Source organism: Amycolatopsis silviterrae, assembly GCF_042684085.1.
Classification (GTDB): domain Bacteria; phylum Actinomycetota; class Actinomycetes; order Mycobacteriales; family Pseudonocardiaceae; genus Amycolatopsis; species Amycolatopsis silviterrae.
Genome location: NZ_JBHUKS010000004.1, coordinates 394,337 through 414,940, shown reverse-complemented (window position 1 = coordinate 414,940; position 20,604 = coordinate 394,337). Strand labels below are relative to the sequence as shown.

At 68.3% G+C, this 20,604-nt stretch carries 17 protein-coding genes; 15 read left to right on the top strand and 2 right to left on the bottom strand.

Going from position 1 to position 20,604, the window contains the following annotated elements; genetic code table 11:
- Positions 1-60 precede the first annotated feature (60 nt).
- Positions 61-870 (top strand): alpha/beta fold hydrolase, encoded by an 810-nt coding sequence (locus ACFSVL_RS05670; RefSeq protein WP_378301086.1) that lies wholly within the window; start codon positions 61-63, stop codon positions 868-870.
- 6 nt (positions 871-876) lie between these two features.
- Here the strand turns inward: ACFSVL_RS05670 and ACFSVL_RS05665 are convergent, their stop codons facing one another.
- On the bottom strand, positions 877-1,848 hold the full coding sequence (locus tag ACFSVL_RS05665) for a hypothetical protein (RefSeq protein ID WP_378301084.1): 972 nt from the start codon (positions 1,846-1,848) through the stop codon (positions 877-879).
- Positions 1,849-2,161: 313 nt separating this feature from the next.
- Here ACFSVL_RS05665 and rplJ point away from each other — a divergent pair, with 313 nt between their 5' ends.
- From rplJ to ACFSVL_RS05600, 13 genes are all read left to right on the top strand, one after another.
- Entirely contained in the window at positions 2,162-2,716 is a 555-nt protein-coding gene (gene rplJ / locus ACFSVL_RS05660; RefSeq protein WP_378301082.1) for a 50S ribosomal protein L10, read from the top strand.
- Positions 2,717-2,764: 48 nt separating this feature from the next.
- Positions 2,765-3,151 (top strand): 50S ribosomal protein L7/L12, encoded by a 387-nt coding sequence (rplL, locus tag ACFSVL_RS05655; protein WP_344270019.1) that lies wholly within the window; start codon positions 2,765-2,767, stop codon positions 3,149-3,151.
- Between the two features lie 454 nt (positions 3,152-3,605).
- Complete coding sequence (locus ACFSVL_RS05650; protein WP_378301080.1) at positions 3,606-4,784, top strand: ABC transporter ATP-binding protein; 1,179 nt, start codon at positions 3,606-3,608, stop codon at positions 4,782-4,784.
- Positions 4,785-4,816: 32 nt separating this feature from the next.
- Positions 4,817-5,569 carry an MlaE family ABC transporter permease gene (locus tag ACFSVL_RS05645; protein ID WP_378301988.1) on the top strand — a complete coding sequence of 251 codons (753 nt, stop codon included), beginning with the start codon at positions 4,817-4,819 and terminating at the stop codon, positions 5,567-5,569.
- Positions 5,570-5,571: 2 nt separating this feature from the next.
- Positions 5,572-6,408: an MlaE family ABC transporter permease gene (locus tag ACFSVL_RS05640; RefSeq protein WP_378301078.1), complete on the top strand. Its 837-nt coding sequence runs from the start codon at positions 5,572-5,574 to the stop codon at positions 6,406-6,408.
- Positions 6,405-7,736, top strand: coding sequence for an MCE family protein (locus ACFSVL_RS05635; protein ID WP_378301076.1), 1,332 nt, complete (start codon positions 6,405-6,407; stop codon positions 7,734-7,736). The genes ACFSVL_RS05640 and ACFSVL_RS05635 overlap by 4 nt, the downstream gene beginning before the upstream one ends.
- Positions 7,733-8,761: an MCE family protein gene (locus ACFSVL_RS05630; protein ID WP_378301075.1), complete on the top strand. Its 1,029-nt coding sequence runs from the start codon at positions 7,733-7,735 to the stop codon at positions 8,759-8,761. Before ACFSVL_RS05635 ends, ACFSVL_RS05630 begins: the two co-directional genes overlap by 4 nt.
- Positions 8,758-9,744, top strand: coding sequence for an MCE family protein (locus ACFSVL_RS05625; RefSeq protein ID WP_378301073.1), 987 nt, complete (start codon positions 8,758-8,760; stop codon positions 9,742-9,744). Before ACFSVL_RS05630 ends, ACFSVL_RS05625 begins: the two co-directional genes overlap by 4 nt.
- Positions 9,741-10,922, top strand: a complete 1,182-nt coding sequence (locus tag ACFSVL_RS05620) for an MCE family protein (protein WP_378301071.1) — start codon at positions 9,741-9,743, stop codon at positions 10,920-10,922. The genes ACFSVL_RS05625 and ACFSVL_RS05620 overlap by 4 nt, the downstream gene beginning before the upstream one ends.
- Before the next feature lies 1 nt (position 10,923).
- Positions 10,924-12,153 (top strand): MCE family protein, encoded by a 1,230-nt coding sequence (locus tag ACFSVL_RS05615; RefSeq protein ID WP_378301069.1) that lies wholly within the window; start codon positions 10,924-10,926, stop codon positions 12,151-12,153.
- Entirely contained in the window at positions 12,153-13,415 is a 1,263-nt protein-coding gene (locus ACFSVL_RS05610) for an MCE family protein (protein ID WP_378301068.1), read from the top strand. The genes ACFSVL_RS05615 and ACFSVL_RS05610 overlap by 1 nt, the downstream gene beginning before the upstream one ends.
- A 36-nt stretch (positions 13,416-13,451) precedes the next feature.
- Positions 13,452-14,060, top strand: coding sequence for a hypothetical protein (locus ACFSVL_RS05605; protein WP_378301067.1), 609 nt, complete (start codon positions 13,452-13,454; stop codon positions 14,058-14,060).
- Between the two features lie 26 nt (positions 14,061-14,086).
- The gene (locus tag ACFSVL_RS05600; RefSeq protein WP_378301066.1) at positions 14,087-15,154 is read left to right on the top strand and encodes a hypothetical protein; all 1,068 of its coding nucleotides are present in this window, start codon (positions 14,087-14,089) and stop codon (positions 15,152-15,154) included.
- A 496-nt stretch (positions 15,155-15,650) separates the two neighbouring features.
- On the opposite strand, the gene aroQ is transcribed toward ACFSVL_RS05600, so the two are convergent.
- A complete protein-coding gene (gene aroQ / locus ACFSVL_RS05595) occupies positions 15,651-16,097 on the bottom strand; it encodes a gamma subclass chorismate mutase AroQ (RefSeq protein WP_378301064.1) in 447 nt (148 codons plus the stop codon).
- 960 nt (positions 16,098-17,057) lie between these two features.
- On the opposite strand from aroQ, the gene rpoB reads away from it, so the two are divergent.
- On the top strand, positions 17,058-20,561 hold the full coding sequence (rpoB, locus tag ACFSVL_RS05590) for a DNA-directed RNA polymerase subunit beta (protein ID WP_378301062.1): 3,504 nt from the start codon (positions 17,058-17,060) through the stop codon (positions 20,559-20,561).
- The last annotated feature ends 43 nt before the right edge of the window (positions 20,562-20,604 follow it).

Sequence of the window (20,604 nt, the reverse complement as noted above, 5' to 3'; positions counted from 1 at the left end):
CACGCGAAAGGGTGGTCACGCTTCGTGCGTGACCACCCTTTTTTCGTGTCTCATGGACATATGCCAACGACGTTCATCGCCCCCGACGGGCTCCAGCTGAGCTACACGGTCTGGGAGGGCGACGGACGGCACCGGCGGCCCGTCGTGCTGCAGCACGGTTTCGCCGCTGATTCCGAGGTGAACTGGGTCAACCCCGGGGTCGTGGACGCGCTGGTCAAGGCCGGGTTCACGGTCATCGCGCTGGACGCGCGGGGGCACGGCGCGTCGGAGAAGCCGCACGACCCGGCGGCCTACGGCGAGGACGTCATGGCGGCCGACCTGACGGCGCTGTTCGACGAGCTTGGCCTGGACGACGTGTGCCTCGCGGGCTATTCGATGGGCGCGATCGTCTCGCTGCTGGTGGCTACGCGTGACCGCCGGGTCCGCTGCCTGGCGGTCGGCGGGGTCGGCGCGGGCATCGTGGATTTCGGTGGGGTGGACGCACGGGTGGTCAACCGGAGCCAGATCGCGGCGGGGCTGCTGGCCGAAGACCGGTCGGAGGTGCCGTCGGCGGCACGCCCGTTCCGCAGGCTGGCCCGCCGGGCGGGCGCGGACGTCGAAGCACTGGCCGCGGTCATGCACGCGACCCCGCACGGACCGATGCGGCTGACGAACCTGTCCGCGGCGACGCTGATCCTGGCCGGGGAATCGGACGAACTGGCGACACAGCCGGAACGCCTCGCGGCGGGCATCGCGGGCGCCCGGCTGGTGCGGGTCCCGGGGAACCACATGGAAGCGGTGGCACACCCGGCGTTCGCGGCGGCGCTGGTGGACTTCTTCGCGTACTCGGACACGGGGGAGAGCCGGCTGCCGATCAGCTCGCCTGCCTGACGAGGGTCAGCCGGGGGTGCTGGTCGCGGTCGGCGGCGCGCACTTCTCCGGTCCGCGTTGGTGCCCGACGATCAGCCACTGTCCCTTTTCGACCTGCTTGACGGTGAAGTCGCCGAGCGCCGGACCTCCGGTAATGGCGAAGTCGCACGACTTGATCACTACGTTCTCGCCCGGCGGCCATCCGGAACGCTTCGAGATGGATTCGGCGTAGGCATCGACGGAACCGGGCGCGCGGTCGAGCCGGTCGTGCAGGCCCTGGACGGCGGCGGCGCAATCCGAGAAGCCGAGATCGGTCGCGAACTTCAGTTGCGTGGCCTGATCGAAGAGGCCGCAGACGTGGTCGACCATGCTCTTCTGCCCGGGGCCGTGCTGCGCGACGCCGTCGTAGACGCGGCGGACCGATTCATACGGCGAGGCCGTCGTGAGGATCTGGTTCGTGTGGTAGGTCCCGCCGCCCTCGGCAGCGATCTGGGCGGAGGTTTTGCCGTCGTCGCTGGGGAAAATCTGGTGGTACCCCCAGTTGACCAGGATCCCGAGGATCACCAGGGCGATCACCCAGCCCAGGATCTTCCCGCCGAGGCGCTTCACCCAGCGCGGCACCGGGCGGCGGTTGCGCGGCGGCTCCTCGTACGCGGTCAGCGCGCCCGGCTGGTTCGGCGGCGCGGGCGGCTGGCCACCGGCCAGCGGCTGCGGCTGCCGGTTGCCAGCCGGGACCAGGCCGGCGTCTGGGGGCGGGGCCGGTTCGGTGCCCTGCTGGGACTGGGTGAACCGCAGGTACTCCTGGAACCGCTGGAATTCCTGGAACTGGCGCAGCTGCTCAGGATCCAGCTGCGGTTCGTTCGCCGCCGGTTGCGCGGGCGGCCGCGGAGCTACCTCGGCCCCACCGGGCTGCGGCAGCGCAGGCGGCTGTGCCGAGGATCCACCCGAACCGGGAGCGGGGTTTTCTTCCGGCTTTCCGTGATCACGCTGTTCCGCCACGTCACCAATGATGCCCGCTCGATCGCGATTTCCCGAGACTGCCCCGGTTCTCGCAGCTCAGCGAGGGGGTGCCCGCGAACGCCGCGAAGGCCTCCCGTATGCTAGTCGACGGTTCTACCAAAGACCGCTGGTTCTCTCCGGATCTCCGGGGAGCGAAGGTTCCGCAGTACGGCGGACGGCCTGCGCAGGAGGAACGAGGCCCCCGGTCGTAAGACTGGGCAACGCCCCGCGTCTTGCTGCGCGTGGGCGTTTTGTCGTTCGGGGGCGCCTCCGTCCAGGCCAGTGGTGACACTAGCCAAGAGAGGAGGCGACCATGGCGAAGCCCGACAAGGTGGCGGCCGTCGCCGAGATCGCGGAGAGCTTCCGCAGCAGCTCGGCCACCGTCGTTACCCAGTACACCGGCCTCTCCGTGACTCAGCTGTCCCAGCTGCGCCGCGCTCTCGGCACCAGTGCCAAGTACCGGGTCGCGAAGAACACCCTCGTCAAGCGTGCCGCCGAGGACGCTGGCCTCGAGGGCGTCGAGGACCTGTTCGTCGGCCCGACCGCGATCGCCTTCGTTCAGGGCGAGGCGGTTGACGCCGCGAAGGCCCTTCGCGACTTCGCGAAGGAAAACAACGCGCTTGTCATCAAGGGCGGCTACATGGACGGCCGCGCGCTGTCCGTGGACGAGATCTCCAAGATCGCTGATCTCGACAGCCGTGAGGTGCTGCTCTCCAAGGCGGCGGGCGCGTTCAAGGCGAAGCTTTCCCAGGCCGCCGCGCTGTTCCAGGCGCCGGCGTCCCAGGTTGCCCGCCTGGCTGCCGCGCTGGAGGAGAAGCAGCGCAACGCCACCGGTACCGAAGCAGCCGAAGCACCCGCCGAGAGCTGAACCACCCCACCCCGAACGTCTCGTTCGTTTTTCTGAGAGGAAGCCATCATGGCGAAGCTGAGCACCGCCGAGCTGATCGACGCTTTCAAGGAGCTGACCCTTCTTGAGCTGTCGGACTTCGTGAAGGAGTTCGAAGAGGTCTTCGACGTCACCGCCGCCGCCCCGGCCGCCGTTGTCGCGGCCGCCCCGGGTGCCGCGCCCGCCGAGGCCGCCGCGGAGCAGGACGAGTTCGACGTCATCCTCGACTCGGCCGGCGACAAGAAGATCCAGGTCATCAAGGTCGTCCGCGAGGTCGTCTCCGGTCTGGGCCTGAAGGAGGCCAAGGAGCTGGTCGAGGCCGCTCCGAAGGCGCTGCTGGAGAAGGTCGACAAGGAGGCCGCCGAGGCCGCCAAGGAGAAGCTCGAGGCCGCTGGCGCCAAGATCTCCATCAAGTGATCCCGGGCGCGCAAGCGCCTGCGTCACCTCGAAAGGGGCGGACACCCGACACGGGTGCCCGCCCCTTTTGCTGTCCGGGACAAAAAGACGCACAGTCGCCGAACCGGACTTCGAGCGCCCTCGTTCAGGCGAACAAACCGGTCGCCCGACGGCCCCGGATCACCCCCTGTTTGCCGCGTTTCCGCCGGTTAACCCGTCAGGGTGAGCGGCGGTCGGCCATCTGGATCTGCGCCCGAACGTGACGTGCACTACCGTGCTGCCAGCGGTCGCCGTACTGGATCTCCGTCGCGTGAGGTGTGCACGGGGGCTGGCCAGAGAACAAAACTGGTGAGTAACCTGTTCGCGCTCAGCTCGTTGCACCTGGTTGAAGCGGAGTTCGCCGCGCGAGCTCCGCCGCTGCCAGCGGTGACGGGGCGGCGGTGCGCGACGACGCGGAACAGCTCCTGGAGGTGCGATGGGTGCCGAGGTGGTCATCGAAGGTCTGACGAAGTCCTTCGGAAAGCAGACCATCTGGCGGGACGTGACGCTGACCCTGCCTCCCGGCGAGGTCTCGGCGATGCTCGGCCCGTCCGGAACCGGCAAGTCCGTGTTCCTGAAGTCGATGATCGGCCTGCTCAAGCCGGATCGCGGACGCTGCGTGATCAACGGCGTCGACATCGTCACCTGCTCCGAGCACAAGCTGTACGAGATCCGGAAGCTCTTCGGCGTCCTCTTCCAGGACGGCGCGCTGTTCGGCTCGATGAACCTCTTCGACAACGTGGCCTTCCCGCTGCGGGAGCACACGAAGAAGTCCGAGACCGAGATCCGCCGGATCGTGCTCGACAAGCTGGAGATCACCGGTCTGGCCGGCGCGGACAAGAAGCTCCCCGGCGAGATTTCCGGCGGCATGCGCAAGCGCGCCGGCCTCGCCCGCGCCCTCGTGCTCGACCCGGAGATCATCCTGGTCGACGAGCCGGACTCCGGTCTCGACCCGGTCCGCACGACCTACATCTCGCAGCTCTTCCTGGACGTCAACGCCCAGATCGACGCGACGTTCCTGATCGTGTCGCACAACATCAACCTCGCCCGCACGGTGCCGGACAACCTCGGCATGCTGTTCCGCAAGGAACTCGTCATGTTCGGCCCGCGCGAGGTGCTGCTGACCAGCGACGAACCGGTGGTCGAGCAGTTCCTCAACGGGCGCAAGCTCGGCCCGATCGGCATGTCCGAGGAGAAGGACAGCGCCCAGATGGCCCGCGAGCAGGCCGAGGCCGAGGCGGGCCACGGCGACGTGCTCAACGAGGACGTGCGCGGCGTCGTGCCGCAGATGCAGGTCAGCCCCGGCGTTCCGGAGCGGGCCGGTGCCAAGCGGCGGATGGACCGCGTGATGCGGATCCTGCACACGCTCCCGCCGAACGCGCAGGAGGGGATCATCGAATCCCTGACGCCTGAGCAGCAGCGGCACTACAACGTGCGGCCCAACCCCGGTGCGTTCCACCACCGGACCGGCCCCGAGGACACCCAGCAGCTGCCGCCGGTCGCCGCGCCGGGCCCGGTGCCCACGCAGCACCAGGGACAGCTGCCCGCCGACCAGGTCGCACGCATTCCGGGTGCGGACCGCCGGTCGCCCCGGCACGGGCAGGGTGGCGCGTGACCACCACCTCGGCCAAGATCCCCGGCTACGGAATGCTGCGGGAGACCGGGAACCTGTTCGCGCTCGGCCTCGACATCATCCGCGGCATCTTCCAGCGCCCGTTCCAGTTCCGCGAGTTCATCCAGCAGGCCTGGTTCGTCGCGAGCGTGACGATCCTGCCGACCGCGCTGGTCGCGATCCCGTTCGGCGCGGTCATCTCGCTGCAGTTCGGCGCGCTCGCCCGCCAGCTCGGCGCGCAGTCCTACACCGGTGCCGGTTCGGTGCTGGCGACCGTGCAGCAGGCCAGCCCGCTGGTCACCGCGCTGCTGGTGGCCGGCGCGGGAGGAAGCGCGGTCTGTGCTGATATCGGCGCGCGGACCATCCGCGAGGAGATCGACGCGATGGAGGTGCTGGGCGTTTCCGCGGTCCAGCGCCTGATCGTGCCCCGCACGCTCGCCATGATGCTCGTCGCGCTCCTGCTCAACGGCATGGTCAGCGTCATCGGCGTGCTCGGCGGCTACTTCTTCAACGTCGTGCTCCAGGGCGGCACCCCCGGCGCGTACCTGTCCAGCTTCTCCGCGCTCGCGCAGCTGCCCGACCTCTGGGTCGGCGAGATCAAGGCGCTGATCTTCGGCTTCATCGCCGCGGTCGTGGCGGCTTACCGCGGGCTGCACCCGAGCGGCGGCCCGAAGGGCGTCGGCGACGCGGTGAACCAGTCGGTGGTCATCACGTTCCTGCTGCTGTTCGTGGTGAACTTCGTGATCACGCTGATCTACCTGCAGATCGTGCCCGGAAAGCTGGACTGACCATGACGTTGCTCTCGGGCGCGAAGCGGATCGCCAACCGGCCGCTGGAGACGCTGGACACGCTCGGCGACCAGATGTCGTTCTACGGCAGGGCCTTGCTGTGGACGCCGCGCACGCTGCGCCGCTACACCAAGGAAGTGCTGCGGCTGCTGGCCGAGGTGAGCTTCGGCTCCGGTTCGCTCGCGGTCATCGGCGGCACGGTCGGCGTGATGGTCGGCCTGACCCTGTTCACCGGTGTTCTCGTCGGCCTGCAGGGTTATTCGGCGCTGAACTCGATCGGCACCTCGGCGTTCACCGGCTTCCTCACCGCGTTCTTCAACACCCGCGAGATCGCGCCGCTGGTGGCCGGGCTGGCGCTGTCGGCGACGGTCGGCGCGGGCTTCACCGCGCAGCTCGGCGCGATGCGGATCTCCGAGGAGATCGACGCGCTCGAGGTGATGGGCGTGCCGAGCCTGCCGTACCTGGTCACCACGCGGATCATCGCCGGATTCGTCGCGGTGATCCCGCTGTACGTGATCGGCCTGCTGTCCTCGTACCTCGCCTCGCGGCTGGTCGTTATCTATATCTACGGACAATCCGCGGGTACCTACGACCATTACTTCGACCTGTTCCTACCACCGCAAGACGTGCTCTATTCGTTCATCAAGGTGCTGATATTCAGTGTCTTGATCATTCTTTCGCACTGTTACTTCGGGTACCGGGCCACCGGCGGTCCGGCCGGGGTGGGCGTGGCCGTCGGCCGCGCGGTGCGGCTTTCCATCGTCACGGTTTCGGTCGTGAACTTCTTCATCGGTTTCGCGATTTGGGGAACCGACGTCACGGTGAGGATTGCGGGATGACCACACTACGGCGCAGGTTGCTCGGCCTGCTGCTGGTGGCGGTGCTCGTCGGCGGGATCGCGCTCAGCATCGCGATGTACGACAAGGCGTTCAGCAAGTTCGTCACGGTGAAGCTCGACGCGGGCCACATCGGCAACCAGCTGCTCAAGCAGTCGGACGTGAAGGTCCGCGGTTTGATCGTCGGTTCGGTGCAGGACATCAAGGCGACCGAGAACGGCGCGGAACTGACGCTGGCGATGGATCCGGAGTCGGTGAAGCTGATTCCGCAGAACGTGTCCGCGCGATTCCTGCCGAAGACGTTGTTCGGCGAACGCTATGTGTCGCTGCAGATTCCGCAGGACCCGTCGGGCCGGACGCTTTCCCAGGGCGACGTGATCACCCAGGACCGCACTTCCGGCGCGGTCGAGCTGGACCAGGCGCTCGAGCACCTGATGCCGGTGCTGCAGGCGGTGCAGCCGCAGAAGCTGTCCAGCACTCTCACCGCGATTTCGACCGCGCTGCAGGGGCGGGGCAAACCGCTCGGCGAGACGCTTTCGCAGCTCGGCCAGTACATCGGCGACCTGAACCCGCACGAGCCGGAACTGCAGCACAACCTGAAGGCACTCGCGGAGTTCTCCGGCCACCTGAGCAACGCGACGCCGGATCTGGTGCAGAGCCTGGACAACCTGAGCACCACCACCCGCACCGTGGTCGAGGAGCGGGGCAACCTGTCGAGCCTCTACGGCAACCTGACCACCGCGTCGCAGGACCTGCAGTCGTTCCTGGAGGCGAACTCGCAGAACCTCATCAGCCTCGCCAGCACCGCGCGGCCGACCGCCGAACTGCTCGCCAAGTACTCGCCGGAATACCCGTGCGTGCTGAAGCAGATGGCGAAGGTCGTCCCGGTCGCCGACGCGGCGCTGGGCAAGTACAACGGCAAGCCCGGCCTGAACGCCACCATCGAGGTCGTCGTGAACCGCGGTCCGTACAAGCCCGGCGAGGAGCCGCGGTTCGAGGACAAGCGCGGTCCGCGCTGCTACGACCTCAACCCCGCGCCGGACCCGTTCCCGCAGCAGCCGCCGGACGGCGCGTTCAAGGACGGCACCAAACAGGGCCCGGGGTCGAAGACCGTGGGCGAGGGCCTCAACCCGGCCAACTTCAAGGCGGACGCGGCGGGCATCAACGGCGGCGGGGCCGCCGGCGGCAACCCGGTCAACACCGCGGCTGAGAACAACTTCCTCGCCGCGCTGGTCAGCCCGGAGATGGGGATTTCGCAGGGCCAGTTCCCCGGATGGGGATCGCTGCTGGTCGGCCCGCTCTACCGGGGCACGGAGGTGACGGTCAAGTGAGGGGACTCGCCGCACCGCTGATCAAGCTGATGATCTTCGTGGTGGTCACGGTGCTGTTCACCACGGTGCTCGGCATCAGCATCGCGAACATCAACACCACCAGCACCAGCGCGTACTCCGCGCGGTTCACCGACGCCACGCTCCTGCTGCCGAACGACGACGTGCGCATCGCCGGCGTCCGCGTCGGCCAGGTCAAGGACGTGAAGATCGTCGACAAGCGCCAGGCGCAGGTGGATTTCGAGGTCGACGCCGGGCGCAAGCTGCCCGCGGGCGTGACCGCGCAGATCAAGTTCCGCAACCTGGTCGGCCAGCGCTACGTCTCGCTCGGCCAGGGCGACGACACCACCGGCGCGACGCTCAAGCCGGGCGATTCCATCCCGCTCGAGCGCACCACGCCCGCGCTGGACCTGACCGAGCTGTTCAACGGCTTCAAGCCGCTGTTCACCGCGCTGAACCCGGCTGACGTGAACAAGCTGTCCTACGAGGTCATCCAGGTCCTGCAGGGCGAGGGCGGCACGGTAGAAAGCCTGCTGTCGCACACCGCCTCGCTGGCCACCACGATCGCCAACAAGGACCAGGTGATCGGCCAGGTCATCGACAACCTCAACTCGGTCCTCGACACGGTCAACCAGCACACCCCGCAGCTCAACGACCTGATCGTGAAGCTGCAGCAGCTGGTGTCCGGCCTCGCCGCGGACCGCAAGCCGATCGGCGACGCGATCGACGGCCTCGGCAACCTGGCCACCACGACCGCGGGCCTGCTGACCGACGCGCGGGCTCCGCTGAAGGACGACATCGCCGCTCTTGGCAAGCTCACCACGAACCTGAACCAGAACGAACCGCTCGTCGAGCACTTCATCCAGTTCATGCCGAAGAAGGTCAGCGCGCTCACCCGCACCGCCGACTACGGCTCGTGGTTCAACTTCTACGCGTGCGAGATGACGGGGACGGTCGGCGCGCCGCCACTGCTGCCGAACACGGACTTCACGCTCTTGCCGACGAACCGGGACAGGTGCAAGGGATGAAGTCCTTCCAGAAACGCAACCCGATCCCGATCGCGCTGGTCGGCATCGCGGTCATCGCGCTCGGCCTCGTCGCCGCGATGAACTCCGAGGACCTGCCGGTGATCGGCGGCGGCACCACCTACAGCGCGGACTTCTCCGAGGCGGCCGGGCTGCAGAAGGACAACGACGTGCGGATCGCCGGCGTGAAGGTCGGCAAGGTGTCCGACATCAAGCTGGACGGGCCGAACGTCAAGGTGTCGTTCAAGGTCAAGGACGCCTGGATGGGCGACAAGACCACGGCGGCGATCAAGATCAAGACGCTGCTCGGCCAAAAGTACCTCGCGCTCGACCCGCAGGGCAACGGCAACCTCGACCCCGGCGCGCCGATCCCGCGCGACCGCACGATGTCGCCGTACGACGTGCTCGACGCGTTCCGCGGGCTGTCGCAGACGGTCGACGAGATCGACACGAACCAGCTGTCGAAGAGCTTCGAGGCGATCACCCAGACGTTCTCGAACACCCCGCAGGACGTGAAGGGCGCGCTGTCCGGGCTTTCGAAGCTGTCGGACACGATCGCCAAGCGCGATTCGCAGCTGGCGAACCTGCTGGCCAACACGCGCCAGGTGTCGCAGACCCTGGTCGACCGCGACGCCGAGGTGCAGAAGCTGCTCACCGACGGCAACAAGCTGCTGGACGAGATCGGCAAGCGCGAGCAGGCGATCAAGACGCTGCTCGAAGGGTCGAAGCAGCTGTCCACGCAGCTGCAGGGCCTGGTCGACGACAACGACGGCCAGCTGAACCCGGTGCTCACCCAGCTCGACCAGCTCACCTCGATGCTGCAGCGCAACCAGGACTCGCTCGCACAGGGCATCCAGAAGTTCGCGCCGTTCATCCGGGTCTTCAACAACACGATCGGCACCGGGCACTGGTTCGACAACTACATCTGCGGCCTGGTGCTTCCTTCGGTCGGCCCGCTCAATCCGGAGGGGTGCAACTCCAAATGACCGACACCCGCTTCGGCCAGTCGCTCACCCGCGGCTTCACGATCGCGATCGTCCTCGCGCTCGTGGTCGCGGGCGCGCTGTGGTGGACCCTCAAGGACGCCGGCCGCAACCACCTGACCGCGTACTTCTCCGGCGCGGTCGGCCTTTACGAGGGCAACAGCGTCCGGATGCTCGGCGTGGACATGGGCACGGTGACCAAGGTCCAGCCGATGGGCAACCAGGTCCGGGTCGACCTCGAATACGACCGCGCGGTGGCGGTGCCCGCCGACGCGAAGGCGCTGATCGTGTCGCCGTCGCTGGTCAGCGACCGCTACATCCAGCTCGCCCCGGCCTACACCGGCGGCCCGCGGATCTCCGACGGCGCGACGATCGGGCTCGACCGCACCGAGGTGCCGCTCGAGGTGGACCAGCTCGCCGCCAGCCTCGCGAAGGTCAGCGAATCGCTCGGCCCGAACGGGGCCAACAAGAACGGCTCGCTCTCGGACCTGCTGAACACCGCGGCGAACAACCTCGACGGCAACGGCAAGGCGCTGCACGACACGATCACCAAGCTCGGCAAGGCGTCCGGAACGCTGGCGGGCAACAAGGACGACCTCTTCCAGACGGTGCAGAACCTCGGCAAGTTCTCCCAGTCGCTGGCCAACAGCGACGGCCAGGTGCGCCAGTTCGAGAGCCAGCTCGCCGACGTGAGCGGATTCCTGGCCGGGGAGAAGGACAATCTCGCCGCGACCGTCAAGCAGCTCGGCACCACGCTGCAGTCGGTGCAGGGCTTCATCGAGCGCAACCGCGGCCGGCTGAAGTCCAATGTGGACAAACTGGCCAGCGTGACCAAGGTGCTGGTGGACCAGCGCAGCTCGCTCGCCGAGATCCTCGACGTCGCGCCGGTCGCGCTGTCCAACATCGTCGGCGTCTACAACGGCTCGTCCGGCACGCTCGACGCGCGGCCGAACCTCAACGAGCTGACCCAGCCGCCGCTGGTGATGGTCTGCAGCCTGCTCAAGCAGACCTCGGTGACCAAGCAGCTGCTCGGCAACGCCTGCGACGGCATCGCCAAGGTGGTCGACGGCGTGGTTCCGCTGCCGTCCACCGCGCAGGTGATCCAGGCGATGCAGAACGGCCAGCTGCCGCCGCTGCCGCTCCCGCTGCAGGGCCAGGTCTACGGGACGCAGGGGAGCTGACGTGAAGCGACTGACGAAGTTCGCCGCGGGCGGGGCGCTCACCACGGTGACCGCGCTCGTGCTCAGCGGGTGCGCGTTCAACGGCGTCTACGACGTCCCGCTGCCCGGCGGGGCCGACCTCGGCAGCCACCCGTACACGCTGAAGATCCAGTTCAAGGACGTGCTCGACCTCGTCCCGCAGTCCGGGGTGAAGGTCAACGAGGTGCCGGTCGGGCAGGTCAAGGAGATCGGGCTGACGCCGGACGGCTGGCACGCCGAGGTGACCGTCGAGGTCAACGGCGACGTCAAACTGCCCGCCAACGCGATGGCCAACGTGAAGCAGTCGAGCCTGCTCGGCGAGAAGTACGTGGAGCTGGCCTCGCCGGGCGGGAACGAGGCGACCGGGCAGCTGGCGAGCGGGGCGACCATCCCGCTGGCGCGCACCGGCCGCGACGTCCAGGTGGAGGAGGTGCTCGGCGCGCTGTCCCTGCTCCTCAACGGCGGTGGCGTGGAGCAGCTCAACACCATCACCAAGGAACTCAACAACGCCACGGCCGGCCGCGAGCCGGACATCAAGGCGCTGCTGGCCAACGCGAACGAGCTGGTCACCAACCTCGACAACCAGTCGGCCAACATCACCCGCGCGCTCGACGGCCTCAACCGGCTGTCGATGACGCTGCGGGACCAGAAGGACAAGCTGGTCGGCGCGGTCGACAACCTCGGCCCCGGCCTCGGGGTGCTGGAGCAGCAGCGAGGCCAGCTGGTCACCATGCTGAACGCGCTCAACAACCTCTCCGGCATCGCGACCGACACGGTCAACAAGAGCAAGGCGGACCTGGTGGCCGACCTGAAGGCGCTCACGCCCACGCTGCAGAAGCTCGGCGAGGCGGGCAGCGACCTGCCGAAGGCGCTGGAGATCCTGCTGACCTATCCGTTCACCGACCAGGCCTACAACGACGTCAAGGGCGACTACTTCAACCTGTTCGCCAAGGTCGACCTGAACCTGAAGGACGTCATCGACAACCTCGGCCGCAGCAGGCAGAACGGCCTCAACGGGTTGATCCCGGCTCCGGGGCTGACCGGCGGCGTCGAGGGCACGCCGGCGAACCAGCCGCCGCCGCTGTCGTTCCCGAGCAGCGGGGGACAGCCGCAACAGCAGGCTCCGCAGTCGACCGGCGGCCAGGGCGGCGGGCAGCCGTCGCAGGGCGGCTTGTCCGGCCTGTTCGGGGTGCTTTCCGGAGGTGCTGGCTGATGTTGCTGCGCAGGACGAAAATCCAGCTGGTGCTGTTCGCGATCATCTCGATCGTGGCCATCGTGTACGCGCTGATCCGCTTCGCCGGCCTCGGCACGGTGTTCGGCAGCAGCGGCTACACGGTGAAACTGCAGCTCAACGAATCCGGCGGCATCTTCAGCAACGCCGAGGTCACCTACCGCGGCTTCAACGTCGGCCGGGTCGGGCAGCTGCGGCTGACCCAGACCGGGCTCGAGGCCGATCTGAACATCGACCCGTCGGCCCCGCGCGTGCCGTCCGACCTCGACGCGGTGATCGCCAACCGGTCCGCGGTCGGCGAGCAGTACGTCGACCTGCGGCCGAAGAACGACAAGGGTCCGTACCTGGCGGCCGGTTCGGTGATCCCGGCCGCGCGCACGACCACCCCGGTCAGCACCGACCGGCTGCTCGGCGACCTCGATTCGCTGTCCGCCTCGGTGCCCACCGACGCGCTGCGCAAGGTCGTCGACGAGTCCTACGACGCGTTCCGCGGCACCGGCGGCGACCTGCAGACGCTGATGGACACCGCGCGCAGCTTCACCACCACCGCGCAGCAGTACCTGCCGCAGACCGTGCAGCTGCTGCAGGCCGGCGGCAAGGTGCTGGACACGCAGAACGATCAGGCGTCCAATTTCGCGTCCTTCTCCAAGAGCCTCAACCAGCTCAGCGGGACGCTCAAGAACTCCGACGGCGACCTGCGCAAGCTGATCGGCGTCACCCCGCAGGTGGCGACCCAGATCAGCCAGGTGGTCCAGGAGACCGGGCCCGGTCTCGGCGCGCTGACCGCGAACCTGCTGACGACGGCCAACCTGACCGTGACCCGGCTGGACGGCCTCGAACAGGGCCTGGTGACCTATCCGGCACTGGCGGCCGCCGCGCCGTCGGTGGCCCCCGGCGACGGGACCGCGCACCTCGGACTGGTGCTGAACCTGTTCAACCCGCCGTCGTGCACCAAGGGCTACCGGCCCTACAGCCAGTACCGGCCGGGTTCGGACACCTCGTTCCGGCCGGAGAACGACAAGGTCTACTGCGCCGAGCCGAAGGGCAGCCCGATCAACGTCCGGGGTTCCCAGAACGCGCCCTACAACGGCGTGCCGGTGCAGCCGTCGCAGCAGGACATCGCGGCCAACCAGAACCGGCCGGCGCAGGAGCTGCAGGAGATGCGCGACGCGCAGGTTCCCGGCGTCGTCGGCAGCCCCGGGGTCTCGCTGAACAGCCTCGGCGCGCTGCTCGGGGTCGGCTGACCGGGATTTGATGACCGTTACCTACTCTGGAGTGTTATGAGTGCCGAGCACGCGGTCGCCGAGGAAGAGGTGACCGCTGATACGCCCGAACCGGCTTCGGCCGGTGCGGCGCAGGAAAAGTGGCCGCTTCCCGGATCGCCGCGCGTCTGGCTGCTCGGGTCCGGGGCGTTCGCCCTCGCCGCGCTGGTGGTGGCGATCGTGTTCGGGATCATGTGGCTGGTCGCGGAGATGGACGGCGACCGGGACCTCGCCTCGGCGCGCGACGACGTGATCAAGGACGGCACCGCCGCGGTGCTGGCCTACACCCAGGTCGACTACCAGAACCTGGACGCGTACTTCCAGAAGCAGAAGGACGTCTCCAGCGACGACATGGCCAAGCAGATCACGCAGGCCCAGCCGAACTACTCGAAGGCGCTGACCGACCAGAAGGTCAAGGTCACCACCACGATCCAGGACATCGCGGTCGAGGAGCTGAACGACCACGACGGCAAGGCCAGCTTCCTGGCCGCGATCAGCACGGACACCTCCGCGGGCGGCAAGAACGCCACCAAGGCGCTGCGGCTCGAGGTCCAGATGTCCCGGGTCGACGGCAAGTGGAAGCTGTCCGGGATCGACCAAGTGCCGCTCGTCGCCGCCGGCCAGTAGCTTCACCCGCAGATCGGAGTTCCGCAGTGCCCCCCTCCCGTCGCCAGCCACCGCGCAGCAGCACGCCCCCGGCCCGCCGGCCGAAGGTCGCCGGGCTGCGCAAGCCGTCGGACCCGGCGGCGCCGGCGGCCTCGCCCAAGCCACGACCCCGGCCGCGGCCGCTCCCCGACGCGGATCCGGCCGAAGCGACCCAGGAACTGCGGATCCCGCGCGGCGGCCTGGTGCGTCCGGCCGAGCCGGAGACCGAGCCTGAGGCTGCCGAGACCGAGGTCGAAGAAGCCACCGAACCGGAGGCCGAGGTTTCCGGCGTCACCAAGGAAGCGCCCGCCGAAGAGGTCGACGCGCTCACCGGCGAGACGGTCGAGGAGGAACCGGCCCGGCCGAGCCCGCGGCGGAAGAAGCGGGACACCGGCTCGGCGAAGCCCTCGGACGTCGAGGAAGCCGAGGCGCGGGCTAAGGACTCCGGAGACGACGAGGAGCCCGAGGTACCGGCTCAGCGGTCCGCGGTCAGCCGCAACACCGTGCGGGTCGCGCTGCTGCTCGTGGTCGGCTTGGCGCTGGTCGCGGCGGCGGTCATCTTCCAGGTCAAGGGCTCGGAGGCGGCCGATTCGACGAGCAACCGCGCGGTGCTCGACGTGGCGAAGACCGCGCAGGTGAAGGACCAGGTCTCGAAGGCGATCGAGACGCTGTTCTCCTACGACTTCAACAACATCAAGAAGACCGAGGACGCGGCCAACCAGCTGCTCGCGACCGACCAGGTCAAGACCAGCTACAACGCGCTGATGGGCCAGGTCAAGAAGCTCGCGCCGCAGCAGAAGGTGGTCGTGACCTGCAAGGTCACCCGCAGCGCGGTGATCCGGCTGAACGGCGATCTGGCCAGGGTGATGCTGTTCATCGACCAGACGTCGACCCGCGCGGACACGAAGCAGACCGCGGCGGGCACGGCGCAGATGCACGTGGACGCGCAGCTGCAGGGCAACACCTGGAAGATCACCGACATGGACACGTACAAGGCCGCCGGTCCGGCGGCTGGCGCGCCCGCTCCGTCGGTGCCCGCTTCCTCCGCGCCCGCTTCGGCTCCGCCGTCGAAGTAAGCGGTCCTCATCGGACGTCACGGCCCGTCCCCGGAAGCTTCGGGGGCGGGCCGTTGTCGTGCCTCGTGAGTGGCAATCCCGGTTAGAACCGGCATCGCCGCTCACGACAGGGACTTCAGCCTGGTGGCCTCAGCCTGCCGACCATCCATAAAGGACACCAACGTCGGCAATATGCACGATTAATGCGAGTATGACCGTTTCTTCAAGTCTGTGAGGGACTCCTTGAGGGAATCAGATTCCCTCAAGGAGTCCCTCACAGACGACACGCCCAGCTACCGCCGCCCGCGCAGGCCCTGACGCAAGCCAACCCGGTCCGCTAGCTGCTTCGGCGGACACGCCTCAGCTGCCCCCATAACGCCGCCTTAAGCCCCTGGCGGGCATGCGCACTCACGAGGGTGCCCAGGGGCAGGAGGCGAGGGGGCCGGGTGCGGGGGAGGCTGTCCCGTTGCCGAGGTGGCTCGTGAGTGGCAATCCCGGTTAGAACCGGCATCGCCACTCACGAGGGCCGCTGGGCCAGCGAACGGAAGGCCGTCCGAAGTGGCTCCTGCTTCAGCTCGTCCGGGGTTTCCGGCGGGGTCAGGGGTTCCGGGCCGGTCGCGCGCAGCTGGTCCAGCAGAGCGACCGTGAGACCGTCCAATTCGGCCCGCAGCACCGAGAGGTCGGGACCGCCGGTGGGCCGGTCGCCGGGATGCGCGGTCCAGTGCGCGAAAAGCCGGTGCTGGACCTGCTTGCTGGCCGCGATCTGGTCGGCGAGGAAGCCTGCCGCGCGGTCCGGGTCGAGGCCGATCTCGCGGGCCCGGTCCCGGACGCGGGCCAGCTCCCGCTGTTCGCGCACCGGATCGTCGACCGGCCGCCCGGTCCCGAATTTGGCGGCGGCGACCTGCTCGCTGATCGCCAGCCTGCGCAGGACGAGCGCGGGAAGCGACCCGCCGGTTTCGGCCATCGTGCACCTCCGGGAGTTCGGCCCCGCCCAGTTGATCACCGGGACACGGCCGCCGCCACCGTCGCGGCCGCGCGGCGCAACCCCCCATGCCAGGGACTTAAGCCGTTGTCGTCAGCCTGCTGACCGTCCATAAAGGACGCCCATGCTAGCGAAATGCCCGGCTAAGTCCCGAGTGCCCGTTTCTTCAGGTCCGTGAGGGGGCCCCTGAGGGAATCTGATTCCCTCAGGGGCCCCCTCACGGACGGCGTGCCAAGCTTTCGCCGCTCGCTTAGTCCTGGGCGGATACGCTCAGCCGCATCCATCACGCCTGGCATTGGGCGCAACCCCTGCCCGGGGGACCCGGAATCTGGGGCCGAGCTGCCCGAAGTTCCCCTTCTTCCGAACTGACGCTCGGCGCGCGACCGCTCGCGGAATGTGATCCATCCCGCGCCCGCCGCGCCGGGGAGAAAACCGTCGTCGGAACCGCGTACGGGCCGCCGACCTGCGCCGCCGCCCGGCCGACCTGCGCGGCGGTCCGCGGGTACCCGGCGGTAACTCTGGTCCGCGCCAGAGCCGTCACGCTCCGCTGCCTCGATCCGACGCTGCGCCAACCGGCGGGACCGCCGCGCGGCATCTTGACTCCGCAGCCGCGTGGGTTCACGCTTACTGCCAACGGTCACGGCCGGGGAACGCGAACCTTGCGGGAGGGGCGCGAAAACCCGGGCGAACCGGGAGCCGGAAGGACGCAGTGAGGCTCAGGGAGACGCACTGCCCCAAGGTGACGCGATGCAGGCTGGGCCCCGTCGGGAGAGCCCCCTGGACAGACCGCGTCATGGGGGCTAGACTGCTTCTTTGCGCTGCCCTCTTTCAGGCTGCCCGGAGCCGGTAGTTAGGATAGTGGGCACACGGCACCCCTGACAGTCCGCGACAGCTGTTGCCATCGCGGCTGCTCACCGCTCATTGTCCCCGGAAGGACGCATCTTGGCAGTCTCTCCCGCGAACCAGGCCACTGCTGCGACCACCTCGGCTGAATCCCGCGCGCAGGCCACGGGAATCCCCGGAGCGCCCAAGCGGGTCTCCTTCGCGAAGATCCGCGAGCCACTCTCCACCCCGAACCTGCTTGACGTCCAGATCCAGTCGTTCCAGTGGTTCACCGGCAACGAGGCGTGGTTCGAGCGCCGCGTCAACGAAGGCGAAGAGAACCCGGTCGGCGGCCTGGAAGAGGTCCTCAACGAGATCTCGCCGATCGAGGACTTCTCCGGCTCGATGTCCCTCTCCTTCTCCGCTCCGCGCTTCGACGAGGTCAAGGCCTCGATCGAGGAGTGCAAGGACAAGGACATGACGTACGCGGCCCCGCTGTTCGTCACCGCCGAGTTCGTCAACAACAACACTGGCGAGATCAAGAGCCAGACGGTCTTCCTGGGCGACTTCCCGGTGATGACCGACAAGGGCACCTTCATCATCAACGGGACCGAGCGGGTCGTCGTGTCCCAGCTGGTGCGTTCTCCGGGCGTGTACTTCGACAGCAGTGTCGACAAGACGACCGACAAGGACGTCTTCAGCGTGCGCGTGATCCCGAGCCGCGGCGCGTGGCTCGAGTTCGACGTGGACAAGCGCGACACCGTCGGCGTCCGCATCGACCGCAAGCGCCGCCAGCCGGTCACCGTGCTGCTGAAGGCGCTCGGCTGGACCACCGAGGCGATCCGCGAGCGCTTCTCGTTCTCCGAGACGCTGCTGGCCACCCTCGAGAAGGACCACACCGCCGGCACCGACGAGGCGCTGCTCGACATCTACCGCAAGCTGCGCCCGGGCGAGCCGCCCACGAAGGAGAGCGCGCAGACGCTGCTGGAGAACCTGTTCTTCAAGCCGAAGCGCTACGACCTGGCCAAGGTCGGCCGCTACAAGGTCAACAAGAAGCTGGGCCTCGACACCCCGTACGAGACCGGCACGCTGACCGAAGAGGACATCGTCTCGGCCATCGAGTACCTGGTCCGGCTGCACGCCGGCGAGGACAAGATGACCAGCTCCGCCGGCGTCGAGGTGCCGGTCGAGACCGACGACATCGACCACTTCGGCAACCGCCGCCTGCGCACCGTCGGCGAGCTGATCCAGAACCAGATCCGGGTCGGCCTCTCCCGCACCGAGCGCGTCGTGCGCGAGCGCATGACGACCCAGGACGTCGAGGCGATCACGCCGCAGACCCTGATCAACATCCGCCCGATCGGCGCGGCGATCAAGGAGTTCTTCGGCACCTCGCAGCTGTCGCAGTTCATGGACCAGAACAACCCGCTGTCCGGCCTCACGCACAAGCGCCGCCTGTCGGCGCTGGGCCCCGGCGGTCTGTCCCGTGAGCGCGCCGGCATGGAGGTCCGCGACGTCCACCCGTCGCACTACGGCCGGATGTGCCCGATCGAGACGCCGGAAGGCCCGAACATCGGCCTGATCGGCTCGCTGTGCTCCTACGCGCGGGTCAACCCGTTCGGCTTCATCGAGACGCCGTACCGCAAGGTCGTCGAGGGCCAGGTCACCGACCAGGTCGACTACCTGACCGCGGACGAGGAAGACCGTTACGTCAAGGCGCAGGCCAACGCGCCGCTGACCGAGGACAGCCACTTCGAAGAGGACAAGGTCCTCGGCCGCCGCAAGGGCGGCGAGGTCGAGCTGATCGACCCGCTCGAGATCGACTACATGGACGTGTCGCCGCGGCAGATGGTCTCCGTCGCCACCGCGATGATCCCGTTCCTGGAGCACGACGACGCGAACCGCGCGCTGATGGGCGCGAACATGCAGCGCCAGGCGGTGCCGCTGCTGCGCAACCAGGCTCCGTACGTGGGCACTGGTGTGGAGCTGCGCGCCGCGGTCGACGCCGGGGACGTCCTGGTCGCCGAGCAGGCCGGCGTGGTCGAGGAGCTGTCCGCGGACATCATCACGATCATGCACGACGACGGCACGCGGAAGAGCTACGGACTGTACAAGTTCCGCCGCTCCAACCACGGCACGTGCTTCAACCACCGGCCGATCGTCAACGAGGGCGACCGGGTCGAGCAGGGCCAGGTCATCGCCGACGGCCCGTCCACCGAGAACGGTGAGATGGCGCTCGGCAAGAACCTCCTCGTCGCGGTCATGCCGTGGGAGGGCCACAACTACGAGGACGCGATCATCCTCTCCGAGCGCCTGGTGCAGGACGACGTGCTCACGTCGATCCACATCGAGGAGCACGAGATCGACGCCCGCGACACCAAGCTGGGCGCCGAGGAGATCACCCGGGACATCCCGAACGTCTCCGAGGAGGTCCTGGCCGACCTCGACGAGCGCGGCATCATCCGGATCGGTGCCGAGGTCCGCGACGGCGACATCCTGGTCGGCAAGGTCACGCCGAAGGGCGAGACCGAGCTGACCCCGGAGGAGCGCCTGCTCCGCGCGATCTTCGGCGAGAAGGCGCGCGAGGTCCGCGACACCTCGCTGAAGGTGCCGCACGGCGAGACCGGCAAGGTCATCGGCATCCGGGTGTTCTCCCGCGAGGACGACGACGAGCTGCCCCCGGGCGTCAACGAGCTGGTCCGCGTCTACGTGGCCCAGAAGCGCAAGATCCAGCCGGGCGACAAGCTCGCCGGGCGGCACGGCAACAAGGGTGTCATCGGCAAGATCCTGCCGGTCGAGGACATGCCGTTCATGGAGGACGGCACCCCGGTCGACATCATCCTGAACACCCACGGTGTGCCGCGACGGATGAACATCGGCCAGATCCTCGAGCTGCACCTGGGCTGGCTGGCCTCGCAGGGCTGGACGATCGAGGGCAACCCGGACTGGGCGAAGAACCTGTCCGAGGAGCTCTACGACGTCGCGCCGAACACGAACACCGCGACCCCGGTGTTCGACGGCGCGAAGGAGGAGGAGCTCACCGGGCTTCTCGGGGCGACCAAGCCGAACCGCGACGGCGAGCGCATGGTCAAGGAGAACGGCAAGGCCACGCTGTTCGACGGCCGCTCCGGCGAGCCGTACCCGTACCCGGTGTCGGTCGGCTACATGTACATCCTGAAGCTGCACCACCTGGTCGACGACAAGATCCACGCCCGCTCCACCGGCCCGTACTCGATGATCACCCAGCAGCCGCTGGGCGGTAAGGCGCAGTTCGGCGGCCAGCGCTTCGGCGAGATGGAGTGCTGGGCGATGCAGGCCTACGGCGCGGCTTACACGCTGCAGGAACTGCTCACGATCAAGTCGGACGACGTGGTCGGCCGCGTCAAGGTGTACGAGGCGATCGTGAAGGGGGAGAACATCCCCGAGCCGGGCATCCCGGAGTCGTTCAAGGTGCTCCTGAAGGAGCTCCAGTCGCTGTGCCTCAACGTCGAGGTGCTCTCCAGCGACGGCGCGGCGATCGAGATGCGCGACTCCGACGACGAGGACCTCGAGCGCGCCGCGGCGAACCTCGGCATCAACCTGTCCCGCAACGAGTCGCCCTCGGTGGACGACGTCGTGCACTGATCCGGTGTCGAGCGGGAACCTGCCTCCCGCGGGTTCCCGCTCC